The 12187-nt window shown below is 55.0% G+C and carries 11 protein-coding genes and 1 pseudogene; 6 read left to right on the forward strand and 6 right to left on the reverse strand.

What is annotated here, in order from left to right:
• Positions 1-1384, forward strand: a 1384-nt coding sequence (locus tag KQJ18_RS16605; protein ID WP_216422335.1) for a helicase HerA-like C-terminal domain-containing protein, incomplete at its 5' end; no start/stop codon positions are given.
• Positions 1385-1423: 39 nt separating this feature from the next.
• Here the strand turns inward: KQJ18_RS16605 and lptG are convergent.
• From lptG to KQJ18_RS16620, 3 genes are all read right to left on the reverse strand, one after another.
• A complete protein-coding gene (lptG, locus tag KQJ18_RS16610; protein ID WP_038636788.1) occupies positions 1424-2506 on the reverse strand; it encodes an LPS export ABC transporter permease LptG in 1083 nt (360 codons plus the stop codon).
• Positions 2506-3606 carry an LPS export ABC transporter permease LptF gene (lptF, locus tag KQJ18_RS16615; protein ID WP_216422336.1) on the reverse strand — a complete coding sequence of 367 codons (1101 nt, stop codon included), beginning with the start codon at positions 3604-3606 and terminating at the stop codon, positions 2506-2508. Before lptF ends, lptG begins: the two co-directional genes overlap by 1 nt.
• 62 nt (positions 3607-3668) lie before the next feature.
• Positions 3669-3719 carry a hypothetical protein gene (locus KQJ18_RS16620; RefSeq protein WP_212723231.1) on the reverse strand — a complete coding sequence of 17 codons (51 nt, stop codon included), beginning with the start codon at positions 3717-3719 and terminating at the stop codon, positions 3669-3671.
• 153 nt (positions 3720-3872) lie between these two features.
• Between KQJ18_RS16620 and pepA the strand changes: the two genes are divergently transcribed.
• From pepA to KQJ18_RS16640, 4 genes are all read left to right on the forward strand, one after another.
• Complete coding sequence (gene pepA, locus KQJ18_RS16625; protein ID WP_038636783.1) at positions 3873-5384, forward strand: leucyl aminopeptidase; 1512 nt, start codon at positions 3873-3875, stop codon at positions 5382-5384.
• Between the two features lie 144 nt (positions 5385-5528).
• Complete coding sequence (holC, locus tag KQJ18_RS16630) at positions 5529-5972, forward strand: DNA polymerase III subunit chi (RefSeq protein ID WP_038636780.1); 444 nt, start codon at positions 5529-5531, stop codon at positions 5970-5972.
• Positions 5972-8827 (forward strand): valine--tRNA ligase, encoded by a 2856-nt coding sequence (locus KQJ18_RS16635; protein WP_216422337.1) that lies wholly within the window; start codon positions 5972-5974, stop codon positions 8825-8827. Before holC ends, KQJ18_RS16635 begins: the two co-directional genes overlap by 1 nt.
• Positions 8828-9047: 220 nt before the next feature.
• Positions 9048-9551 carry a GNAT family N-acetyltransferase gene (locus KQJ18_RS16640; RefSeq protein WP_038636772.1) on the forward strand — a complete coding sequence of 168 codons (504 nt, stop codon included), beginning with the start codon at positions 9048-9050 and terminating at the stop codon, positions 9549-9551.
• A gap of 26 nt (positions 9552-9577) precedes the next feature.
• Here the strand turns inward: KQJ18_RS16640 and KQJ18_RS16645 are convergent, their stop codons facing one another.
• From KQJ18_RS16645 to rraB, 3 genes are all read right to left on the reverse strand, one after another.
• Positions 9578-10408 (reverse strand): hypothetical protein, encoded by an 831-nt coding sequence (locus tag KQJ18_RS16645; RefSeq protein ID WP_038636769.1) that lies wholly within the window; start codon positions 10406-10408, stop codon positions 9578-9580.
• Positions 10409-10575: 167 nt separating this feature from the next.
• On the reverse strand, positions 10576-11334 hold the full coding sequence (gene miaE / locus KQJ18_RS16650) for a tRNA isopentenyl-2-thiomethyl-A-37 hydroxylase MiaE (protein WP_137351315.1): 759 nt from the start codon (positions 11332-11334) through the stop codon (positions 10576-10578).
• 51 nt (positions 11335-11385) lie between these two features.
• A complete protein-coding gene (gene rraB, locus KQJ18_RS16655; protein ID WP_005134179.1) occupies positions 11386-11811 on the reverse strand; it encodes a ribonuclease E inhibitor RraB in 426 nt (141 codons plus the stop codon).
• 163 nt (positions 11812-11974) lie between these two features.
• On the opposite strand from rraB, the pseudogene KQJ18_RS16660 reads away from it, so the two are divergent.
• A pseudogene (locus KQJ18_RS16660) lies at positions 11975-12187 on the forward strand (ornithine carbamoyltransferase subunit F); the annotation flags it as partial.

Consider the following 12187-nt stretch of genomic DNA (forward strand, 5'->3'; position numbering starts at 1 on the left):
ACAGAAACTGGCCGAATCGCTGTCTGAGATTGGCGTGCCGGTATTTATGGCCGACGTAAAAGGTGACTTAACCGGCGTAGCGCAGGAAGGACAAGCCTCTGAAAAGCTGCTCGCCCGCCTGAAAAACATCGGCATTACCGACTGGCAACCGCATGCGAATCCGGTCACGGTGTGGGATATCTTCGGCGAAAAAGGCCACCCGGTGCGGGCCACGGTCTCTGACCTCGGGCCGCTGCTGCTGGCGCGTCTGCTGAACCTCAACGATGTGCAGTCCGGCGTGCTGGATATTATCTTCCGTATTGCCGATGACCAGGGTCTGTTGCTGCTCGATTTCAAAGATCTGCGGGCCATTACGCAGTACATCGGCGATAACGCTAAATCGTTCCAGAACCAGTACGGCAACATCAGCAGCGCCTCGGTGGGCGCTATCCAGCGCGGACTGCTGTCGCTGGAACAACAGGGAGCGGCGCACTTCTTTGGCGAGCCGATGCTGGATATCAAAGACTGGATGCGCACTGACGCCAGCGGTAAAGGGGTAATCAACATCCTCAGCGCCGAGAAGCTGTACCAGATGCCCAAACTGTACGCCGCCAGCCTGCTGTGGATGCTCTCCGAACTGTATGAACAACTGCCGGAAGCCGGCGATCTGGAGAAGCCAAAACTGGTGTTCTTCTTCGACGAAGCCCATTTGTTGTTCAACGACGCCCCGCAGGTATTGCTGGATAAAATTGAACAGGTAATCCGCCTGATCCGCTCGAAAGGGGTCGGCGTGTGGTTCGTTTCACAAAACCCGTCCGATATTCCGGACAACGTACTCGGGCAGTTGGGAAACCGCGTGCAACATGCCCTGCGCGCCTTCACGCCAAAAGATCAGAAAGCGGTGAAAACCGCGGCGCAAACTATGCGCGCCAATCCGGCATTTGATACCGAAAAAGCCATTCAGGAGTTGGGTACCGGCGAAGCGCTAATTTCCTTCCTTGATGCCAAAGGTAGCCCCTCAGTGGTGGAACGGGCGATGGTAATTGCGCCGTGCTCGCGCATGGGACCGGTAACCGACGACGAGCGCAACGGGCTGATTAATCACTCCTCATTGTACGGAAAATATGAGGAAGAGGTCGACCGTGAGTCCGCTTATGAGCGTTTACAGCAAGGCATACAGGCCAGCACCGAGCAGCAAAATACGCCTCCCGCCAACGGTAAAGCGATCGACGTGGATGGCGGTATTCTCGGGGGGTTGAAAGATATTCTGTTTGGCAGCACCGGACCACGCGGCGGTAAGCGCGATGGCGTAGTACAGAGCGTGGCGAAAAGCGCGGCGCGACAGGTCACTAATCAGATAATTCGCGGCATGTTGGGAAGTTTGATGGGCGGCAGAAAACGCTAGCAGTGAAACGCCCCTCCCGCACTACGGGAGGGGCGGATATTACGACTTACGCAGCATCAACCACAGGCTTATCAGGAAGAAGCTGGCGCTAGGCAGCAACGCGCCGATAATCGGCGGAATGCCGTACACCAGCGTTAATGGGCCAAAGATTTGGTCCAGCACATAGAACACAAAACCGAAGCTAATCCCTGTCACCACGCGCACGCCCATCGGGACGCTACGCAGCGGGCCAAAGATAAACGACAGCGCCATCAGCATCATGACCGCCACTGACAACGGCTGGAAGACTTTGCTCCACATATTGAGCTGGTAACGTCCGGCGTCCTGGCCGCTCGACTTCAGATACTTCACGTAGTTATGCAGACCGCTAATCGAGAGCGCATCAGGATCCAGCGCGACGACGCCGAGCTTGTCGGGCGTAAGGTTGGTTTTCCAGGTCCCGCTCACCATCTGCGAACCAGTGATTTGCTTTGGATCGGTCAGGTTAGATTCATCCACCTGCGACAGACGCCACACCTTCTGCTCCGGGTCAAACGTCGCGCTCGCGGCATAGCGAACGGACTGCAAACGGCGTTTATCATTAAAGGAGTAGATACTAATTCCGCCTAACTCGGCGTCGCCTTTCACCCGCTCGATGTAGACAAAGCTGTCACCATCTTTCGCCCACAATCCCTGCTGCGTAGAGAGCAGCGAGCCACCGTACATCTGCTGGGCACGATAGTTACGCGCCATCTGTTCGCCCTGCGGCGCCACCCATTCACCGATGGCCATTGTCAACAGCACCAGCGGAATCGCGGTTTTCATTACCGACAGCGCCACCTGCATACGGGTAAATCCGGAAGCCTGCATTACCACCAGTTCACTGCGCTGAGCCAACATGCCCAGCCCCAACAACGCGCCGAGCAGCGCCGCCATCGGGAAGAAAATCTGGATATCTTTTGGTGCGCTGAGTAGGGTATACAGCCCGGCGCCCATCGCATCGTAGCTCCCCTGCCCGGCTTTTTTCAGCTGGTCGACGAACTTGATGATCCCGGAGAGCGACACCAGCATGAACAACGTCATCATGATGGTGGTGAAAATGGTTTTACCGATATAGCGGTCAAGTACACCAAAGGGCTGCATTATACCGCTCCTTTACGCATAAAACGGGCACGCAAGCGGCGCATAGGCACCGTATCCCAGAGGTTAAGTACAATCGCAAGCGCCAGATACGCCAGGTTAACCGTCCACATCCAGAACACCGGATCCAGCTTACCTTTGCCGCCGTTCGACTTCAGGGATGTCTGGACCAGGAAGAACAGCAAATAGAGCAGCATGGCGGGCAGCATCGACAGTACGCGCCCCTGACGCGGGTTCACCACGCTCAGCGGTACGACCATCAGCGCCATCATAAATACGGTGAATACTAACGTGATACGCCAGGTCAGCTCCGCGCGAGCACGATCGTTGTCGGTCGTCCACAGCGTACGCATATCCATCTGGTCGGTATCGTTTGGATCCAGCGCCACAGCCTGATGGCCAATAATCGCCTGATAATCCTGGAAGTCAGTGATGCGGAAATCACGCAGCAGCGCAGTCCCTTCAAAGCGCGTGCCCTGGTTCAGCGTCACGACCTGGGAGCCATCGCGCATCTGGGTAAGATGTCCGGAATCAGCCACCACCACCGAAGGACGGGCATTACCTTTCGGGCGGATTTGCGCGAGGAATACATCTTTGAAGTTGCTGCCGTCAACGCTTTCGATAAACAGCACCGAACTGCCGTTAGTCGCCTGCTGGAATTGCCCCTGAGCAAGCGCAGCCATGCCGGGGTTAGCTTTCGCTTCCGCCAGCACTTCGTCCTGATGCCTGGAGGACCATGGTCCGGCCCACATCACGTTAACCGCCGCAATAATACTGGTAAACAACGCCAGCACCATCGCCGCTTTCACGAGCACAGCCTTGCTCAGCCCACAGGCGTGCATGACCGTAATTTCACTTTCGGTATACAGTTTGCCCAGCGTCATCAGCAGCCCGAGGAACAGGCTTAAGGGCAAGATAAGTTGCGCCATTTCTGGCACGCCCAGCCCCAGCAGCGAGAGCACCAGATTCGCCGGGATATCACCGTCAACCGCCGCACCCAGGATCCTGACTAACTTTTGACAAAAGAAGATCAAAAGCAGGATGAAAAGGATCGCAAGTTGGCTTTTGAGCGTTTCCCGAACCAGATATCTTATGATTATCACTTTAAATACGCCCGTAAAAACCCGTCTTTTGCCGGAATTTAGCTTGTTTCATGGCTTAAACGTCATTTATTCTCTTGAGTCGTCGAAATCGTCGCTAAGATCATTATACTCAACGGATCCACCTCTCAGAAATTGTTCTGACGTGCCAATGCCGTAATAACGTTAAGATTAACACGAAGTCACCGCAACAGCGGGAATGAGTTACGAAAGCTTGCAATTCTATCCGTAGCCACCGCCGTTGTCTTTAAGATTCAGGAGCGTAGTGCATGGAGTTCAGTGTAAAAAGCGGTAGCCCGGAGAAACAGCGGAGTGCCTGCATCGTTGTGGGCGTCTTTGAACCACGCCGCCTCTCTCCGATTGCAGAGCAGCTCGACAAGATCAGCGACGGGTACATCAGCGCACTGCTGCGTCGTGGCGAACTGGAAGGCAAACCGGGTCAAACCCTGTTGCTGCACCATGTTCCTAATGTCCTGTCTGAGCGAATTCTCCTCATCGGTTGTGGTAAAGAGCGTGAGCTTGATGAACGTCAGTATAAGCAGGTCATTCAGAAAACTATAAATACCCTGAATGATACAGGCTCGATGGAAGCCGTCTGTTTCCTGACTGAGCTGCACGTCAAAGGCCGCAATAACTACTGGAAAGTACGTCAGGCCGTTGAGACGGCCCAGGAAACGCTGTACAGCTTTGATCAGTTGAAGACTAACAAAAGCGAACCACGTCGTCCGCTGCGTAAAATGGTCTTCAACGTACCGACCCGCCGCGAACTGACCAGCGGTGAACGTGCCATTCAGCACGGCCTGGCGATTGCCGCCGGGATCAAAGCGGCAAAAGATCTCGGTAATATGCCGCCGAATATCTGTAACGCCGCCTACCTGGCTTCTCAGGCGCGTCAGTTGGCTGACAGCTATAGCAAAAATGTTGTCACTCGCGTCATCGGTGAGCAGCAGATGAAAGAGCTGGGCATGCACTCCTATCTTGCGGTCGGCAATGGTTCGCAAAATGAATCGCTGATGTCGGTGATTGAGTATAAAGGTGTCGAATCCGAAGACGTACGCCCGATCGTGTTGGTGGGTAAAGGGTTAACCTTTGACTCCGGCGGTATCTCCATCAAACCTGCCGAAGGTATGGATGAGATGAAATACGACATGTGCGGCGCGGCAGCGGTTTACGGCGTGATGCGCATGGTGGCGGAGCTACAGTTGCCAATCAACGTCGTCGGCGTACTGGCGGGCTGCGAAAACATGCCGGGCGGCCGCGCGTATCGCCCAGGCGATGTGCTGACGACCATGTCTGGTCAAACCGTTGAAGTACTGAACACCGATGCTGAAGGCCGTCTGGTACTGTGCGACGTGTTAACCTACGTCGAGCGTTTTGAACCGGAAGCGGTCATTGATGTGGCAACGCTGACCGGCGCGTGCGTGATTGCATTGGGCCATCACATCACCGGCCTGATGTCGAACCACAATCCGCTGGCGCACGAGCTGATCGGTGCTTCCGAGCAGGCGGGCGACCGCGCGTGGCGTCTGCCGTTGGGTGATGAATTCCAGGAACAGCTGGAGTCCAACTTTGCGGATATGGCTAACATCGGCGGCCGTCCTGGCGGTGCTATCACCGCAGGCTGCTTCCTGTCGCGCTTTACCCGTAAATATAACTGGGCGCACCTGGACATCGCGGGTACCGCATGGCGTTCCGGTAAAGCCAAAGGCGCCACCGGTCGTCCGGTAGCGCTGCTGTCGCAGTTCCTGCTCAATCGCGCCGGATTTAACGGCGACGAGTAATGTGTAAATGCCGGATGGCGCTACGTTTATCCGGCCTACAAAGCAGCAAGCTGTAGGCCTGATAAGACGCGCGAGCGTTGCCATCAGGCGATAAGGCCGGGTCACCCGGCCTTGTATTTAAATCCACCACAAGAAGCCCCATATATGAAGAATGCGACGTTCTATCTTCTGGATAATGACACTACCGTTGATGGCTTAAGCGCCGTCGAGCAACTGGTGTGTGAAATTGCCGCAGAACGTTGGCGTGCTGGCAAGCGTGTGCTGATCGCCTGCGAAAACGAAAAGCAGGCCTTTCGCCTTGATGAGGCCCTGTGGGCAAGACCGGCAGAAAGCTTCGTGCCGCATAATCTGGCGGGTGAAGGTCCCAGAGGCGGCTCACCGGTAGAGATTGCCTGGCCGGAAAAACGCAACAGCAGCCCGCGCGACCTGCTGATCAGTTTGCGCGTTGGCTTTGCAGATTTTGCCACCGCTTTCACAGAAGTGATAGACTTCGTCCCTTACGAAGATTCTTTGAAACAATCGGCACGCGATCGCTACAAAGCATACCGCGTGGCTGGTTTTAACCTGAATACGGCAACCTGGAAATAATGGAAAAGACATATAACCCACAAGATATCGAACAGCCGCTTTACGAGCACTGGGAAAAGCAGGGCTATTTCAAACCTAACGGCGATGAAAGCAAAGAGTCCTTCTGCATCATGATCCCGCCGCCGAACGTCACCGGCAGTTTGCATATGGGTCATGCTTTCCAGCAAACCATCATGGACACCATGATCCGCTACCAGCGCATGCAGGGCAAAAACACCCTGTGGCAGGCCGGTACCGACCACGCGGGTATCGCGACCCAGATGGTGGTTGAGCGTAAGATTGCCGCTGAAGAAGGTAAAACTCGTCACGACTACGGTCGCGAAGCGTTTATCGACAAAATCTGGCAGTGGAAAGCGGAGTCTGGCGGCACCATTACCCGTCAGATGCGCCGTCTCGGCAACTCCGTTGACTGGGAGCGCGAGCGCTTCACCATGGACGAAGGTCTTTCCAATGCCGTGAAAGAAGTCTTTGTTCGCCTGTACAAAGAAGACCTGATTTACCGTGGCAAACGCCTGGTGAACTGGGACCCGAAACTGCGCACCGCCATCTCTGACCTGGAAGTGGAAAACCGCGAGTCCAAAGGCTCGATGTGGCACATCCGCTATCCGCTGGCCGACGGCGTGAAGACCGCAGACGGTAAAGATTACCTGGTCGTCGCTACCACCCGTCCGGAAACTATTCTCGGGGATACCGGCGTGGCCGTTAACCCGGAAGATCCGCGCTACAAAGATCTGATCGGTAAATTCGTTGTCCTGCCGCTGGTTGGCCGCCGTATTCCGATCGTGGGCGACGAACACGCCGACATGGAAAAAGGCACCGGCTGCGTGAAGATCACCCCGGCGCACGACTTTAATGACTACGAAGTCGGGAAACGTCACGGCCTGCCGATGATCAACATTCTGACCTTTGACGGCGACATCCGTGAAACTGCGGAAGTGTACGACACCAAAGGCGAAGAGTCCGACGTTTACTCCAACGCGATCCCGGCTGAGTTCCAGAAGCTGGAGCGCTTTGCAGCCCGTAAGGCCATCGTCGCAGCCGTTGACGCGCTGGGCCTGCTGGAAGAAATTAAACCGCACGACCTGACCGTTCCTTACGGCGACCGTGGCGGCGTGGTTATCGAACCGATGCTGACCGACCAGTGGTACGTCCGTGCCGACGTGCTGGCGAAACCAGCGGTTGAAGCCGTTGAAAACGGCAGCATTCAGTTCGTGCCGAAGCAGTACGAAAACATGTACTTCTCCTGGATGCGTGATATTCAGGACTGGTGTATCTCTCGTCAGCTGTGGTGGGGTCACCGTATCCCGGCATGGTACGACAACGACGGCAACGTTTATGTAGGCCGTACCGAAGACGAAGTCCGCCAGGAAAACAACCTCGGCGCCGACGTTGCGCTTCGTCAGGACGAAGACGTTCTCGACACCTGGTTCTCCTCCGCGCTGTGGACTTTCTCCACCCTCGGCTGGCCGGAAAACACCGACGCGCTGCGTCAGTTCCACCCAACCAGCGTGATGGTTTCCGGCTTCGACATCATCTTCTTCTGGATTGCCCGCATGATCATGATGACCATGCACTTCATCAAAGATGAAAACGGCAAGCCGCAGGTGCCGTTCCATACCGTCTACATGACCGGTCTGATTCGTGACGACGAAGGCCAGAAGATGTCCAAATCCAAGGGTAACGTCATCGACCCGCTGGATATGGTCGACGGCATCTCCCTGCCGGAACTGCTGGAAAAACGTACCGGCAACATGATGCAGCCGCAGCTGGCTGAGAAGATTGCCAAACGTACCGAGAAGCAGTTCCCGAACGGCATTGAGCCGCACGGCACCGACGCCCTGCGCTTTACCCTGGCGGCGCTGGCATCGACCGGTCGCGACATCAACTGGGATATGAAGCGCCTGGAAGGTTACCGTAACTTCTGCAACAAGCTGTGGAACGCCAGCCGCTTTGTGCTGATGAACACTGAAGGTCAGGATTGCGGCTTCAACGGCGGCGAAATGACCCTGTCGCTGGCAGACCGCTGGATCCTGGCTGAATTCAACCAGACCGTTAAAGCGTACCGCGAAGCGCTGGATAACTTCCGCTTCGACATCGCCGCGGGCATTCTGTACGAATTCACCTGGAACCAGTTCTGTGACTGGTATCTGGAGCTGACCAAACCGGTGATGACCGGAGGTTCCGAGTCTGAACTGCGCGGCACCCGCAATACGCTGGTCACCGTGCTGGAAGGTCTGCTGCGCCTGGCGCATCCGATCATCCCGTTCATCACCGAAACCATCTGGCAGCGCGTGAAGGTCATTTGCGGTATTACCGCTGACACCATCATGCTGCAGCCGTTCCCGGAATATAACGCCGCGCAGGTTGATGAAGCCGCGTTGGCCGATACCGAATGGCTGAAGCAGGCGATCGTCGCCGTACGTAATATCCGTGCGGAAATGAACATCGCGCCGGGCAAACCGCTGGAGCTGCTGCTGCGTGGTTGCAGCGCTGACGCGATGCGTCGTGTGAACGACAACCGTAGCTTCCTGCTGAACCTGGCGCGTCTGGAAAGCATCACCGTGCTGCCTGCCGATGACAAAGGTCCGGTTTCCGTGACCAAAATCATCGACGGCGCCGAACTGCTGATCCCGATGGCTGGCCTCATCAACAAAGAAGATGAGCTGGCGCGTCTGGCGAAAGAAGTAGCGAAAATCGAAGGTGAGATTGCCCGTATCGAAGGCAAACTTTCCAACGAAGGTTTCGTCGCTCGCGCACCAGAAGCGGTGATCGCCAAAGAGCGTGAGAAGCTGGACGGTTACGCAGAAGCCAAAGCGAAGCTGATTGAGCAGCAGGCAGTTATCGCCGCGCTGTAATCATCGTGCCCGTATATTTGCCGGATGGCGCTGCGCTTATCCGGCCAACGGGCAGCGTCAACGTAGGTCGGATAAGCGTAGCGCATCCGACACCACTGACGAATAAAAAGCCTCTGAGCGTGTGCATCAGAGGCTTTTTATTGAATTATCATCGCTTGCACTTCCCCTCCCCGCAGTGTTATTAACTGCATATGTTCCACGTTTCTGCCATGAGTTCGCTATGAGTGTTACTACCCCTGTCTTTGCGACGCTGCGTCGTCTTACCGCCGACGATAACGCCGCCATCGCCCGCGTTATCCGCCAGGTTTCCGCCGAATACGGGCTTACCGCTGATAAAGGCTATACCGTGGCCGACCCAAATCTGGATGAACTGTTCCAGGTTTACAGCCAGCCGGGCGCAGCCTATTGGGTCGTTGAGCAGAATGGTCAGGTGGTGGGCGGCGGCGGCGTCGCGCCGTTAGGCTGTAGCGAGCCGGACATTTGCGAGCTGCAGAAGATGTATTTCCTGTCGAGCGTACGCGGCCAGGGGCTGGCGAAAAAGCTGGCGTTGATGGCGCTGGATCACGCCCGTGAGCAGGGTTTTAAGCAGTGCTATCTGGAAACGACCGCGTTTCTGACTGAGGCTATTCGCCTGTATGAACATTTAGGCTTTGAGCACATCAGCGAAGCGCTGGGCTGTACCGGGCACGTGGATTGTGAAGTGCGGATGTTAAAGCCCCTCTGACCTTACGCCGAGGGACCATATTGACCTTACTGCATCTCAGCTGAAAGCATCAGACGAATCACGCCGGCCGAACGCGCGGTCGGCAGCTTCAACACCTGTGACCAGAGATCCTGCACTATCTCACAGGCAATCTTCTCTTTGCCGACAGCTTTAGTCGGATCGGCCATGATTTGAATATCCGGTCCATAGCGCTGTACCAGGCCAGGGCTGATGCTTTGCAGGTCCTGAAGCGCCAGTTGCTTTTCCTCTGCCGTAACCGTATGTTTTTTCGGTCCGTGAGAGGCGTACATCATGCTCATGTCACTCGCCATACGACGATCCATGATCTCACGCGGAACAAGACGTGCCGGGTTAATCCCACCTTTTACCGCCGGAAACAGGAAGCGGAAGCATTCGTCATCACCTATTTTGGCCACGGCGGCGATCTGCTCAAGATTAATTTTCATATATTCAATGACATTGGCATCAGGAGCTTGCTGCAATCGTGCCATTTGCAACTGAAGAATCTGCGGCTGTATCGCGTCGATAACCTGCTGTTCACTGCTCCCTGCTTTTTTCATCTGCGCTGCCTGGCTGATTATTTTTTGCGTCAGCGCAGGCTCCTGTTCCTTAATCACCTGAAACGCCGGATTAGAGAGCATCGCCTTTTCAAACTGCTGCTCTTCGGTCAGACCATAATCCGGGTTTTCACGTGGGATCAGGTAGTGCACATCAAACAGATTCCACGCAATAATCGCCACCACAAAGACCACCGCGCCAGAGATCTTGCCCAGCCACCCTTTTTTACGGAACATGCCAACGACAATGGCAATCACCACCCCGATATAGCCTGCTAACAATACGTGAGCCCAGTTCATTAACCATCCTTATGCAAAACAATCTCAAGTAAGGAGATATATTTCCCCCTTCGTGTGTTTTGATTATTACGGCAGCGGCGGGCGATTTCCAGCCACCAGATTTTGCTAGCGGAAAGGGAGAAGAGGTAAAACGCGCGATGATTGAACAGCGCGCGTCACAGAAGGAATCAAGCCGGTATGCCGCTGTGAAAGCGGAACTCGTCGTCAGGAGAGGTAATCAGCGCGGCTTCGACTTCGCCAAAAAACCGCACCCGGTCGCTGATATCGTCAGCAGAAACCTGCTGCGCCAGCGCCAGATAATCCTGATAGTGCCGAGCCTCGGATCGCAGCAGCGACAGGTAAAACGCCTGCAAATCCGCCTCCAGATACGGCGCCAGCGCGGCAAACCGTTCACAGGAACGGGCTTCGATATACGCCCCGCAAATCAGCTTGTCGATCAGCGTCAGCGGCTCGTGGGTGCGAACCTCTTTGAGCATACCTTTGGCGTAACGACTGGCGGTCATTTTGATGTAAGGGATATTGCGGATCGTCATCGCCTCGCGTACCTGCGAGAAGTGATGCAGCTCTTCTTTGATCAGCAACACCATGCTGTCGATAAGCTTTCGTCCCCACGGGTCGTCGGTTTGCGGCATAACGCTTTTGCTTATCTGTTTATTCAGCGCGATAAAATCCGGCTCATCCCCTTCCCTGAAAGCAAAGGCTTCATAGGGTTTTAGCCAGTCCAGCAGCGCCTGCGATCCCTGTTTATCCGCGGCATACTTACGCACCAGCAGCATTGCCGTTTGCGCCGCTTTCAGTTCGCAGACGAGGTGATCGGTCAGTAACAGCGGCAGATTCGCCGGGTCTCGCGCTTTATCAAGCCAGGCCTGAGGCGTTTTACATTGCAGGAAGTTGTGGATCGGGGAGAGTATTTGCGGGTAATCCATACGTTGTCCTTGGCCTGCGGCAGCCTGGGCTACCGCAGGTCAGCAGATGACTTAGTGACGCACGCCGTCATCATCTTCGTCGACGAAGTCTTCATCGTCGCCATCTTCACCTTCTTCGCCGTTCGGGTCCTCAAAATAGGTGCCCCAACCGTCGTATTCCACTTCAAATTTTTCAGCCAGGTTCATCAGTTGCTCAACCTGAGCGTCAATCAGCTCGGCATTCAGGGCGCATTCGCTGAGGATGTCACAGCAAATAACCGTGTCGCCTTCTTCGACTTCAAGCTCTTCCGGCTCGGTCACTTCATAACCCAGCTTGAAGGCTTCTACTGCCGCTTTTTCCAGGGTTTCAAAGTCGTCCGCGGAAAGGTGATGCTCGATAGTGTACAGCGCGTCTGGATCGCTGCCATCTTCGAGTAACTCTTCAATAATCAAGCGTGTTTCTTCACGCTGCTCTTCCAGTAGTTCCGGGTTTGCCATGGCTCGTTCCTCATAATGTCCTGCCGATACTCTTATTGTCACATACCGCTGTCATTGCCTCCACCTTTCCAGGAAAGATTTGTTAAACAAGGTTGCAAATGAATAAACATCCATATAAATTGAATTTTAATTCAATAAATGGCTTAAGCCATGTGAGGAAACCATGTCTACGTTTTATCAGAAGCACTTTTTGAAACTGCTTGATTTCACCTCTGCTGAACTCACGTCACTGCTCAAGCTCGCCGCGCAGCTCAAGGCAGATAAGAAAAACGGCACCGAGGTCGCTCAACTCACCGGTAAAAATATCGCGCTCATCTTCGAAAAAGACTCGACTCGTACTCGTTGCTCTTTCGAAGTTGCCGCATACGATCAGGGC

This window comes from Citrobacter sp. S55_ASV_140 (assembly GCF_018919505.1).
In the GTDB taxonomy this organism is placed as follows: Bacteria; Pseudomonadota; Gammaproteobacteria; order Enterobacterales; family Enterobacteriaceae; genus Citrobacter; species Citrobacter werkmanii.

Excerpts from the sequence above, each read along its gene's own strand:
- lptG (WP_038636788.1), bottom strand. The coding sequence starts at position 2,506 with ATGCAGCCCTTTGGTGTACTTGACCGCTATATCGGTAAAACCATTTTC.
- pepA (WP_038636783.1), top strand. The coding sequence starts at position 3,873 with ATGGAGTTCAGTGTAAAAAGCGGTAGCCCGGAGAAACAGCGGAGTGCC.
- holC (WP_038636780.1), top strand. The coding sequence starts at position 5,529 with ATGAAGAATGCGACGTTCTATCTTCTGGATAATGACACTACCGTTGAT.
- KQJ18_RS16635 (WP_216422337.1), top strand. The coding sequence starts at position 5,972 with ATGGAAAAGACATATAACCCACAAGATATCGAACAGCCGCTTTACGAG.
- KQJ18_RS16640 (WP_038636772.1), top strand. The coding sequence starts at position 9,048 with ATGAGTGTTACTACCCCTGTCTTTGCGACGCTGCGTCGTCTTACCGCC.
- KQJ18_RS16645 (WP_038636769.1), bottom strand. The coding sequence starts at position 10,408 with ATGAACTGGGCTCACGTATTGTTAGCAGGCTATATCGGGGTGGTGATT.
- miaE (WP_137351315.1), bottom strand. The coding sequence starts at position 11,334 with ATGGATTACCCGCAAATACTCTCCCCGATCCACAACTTCCTGCAATGT.
- rraB (WP_005134179.1), bottom strand. The coding sequence starts at position 11,811 with ATGGCAAACCCGGAACTACTGGAAGAGCAGCGTGAAGAAACACGCTTG.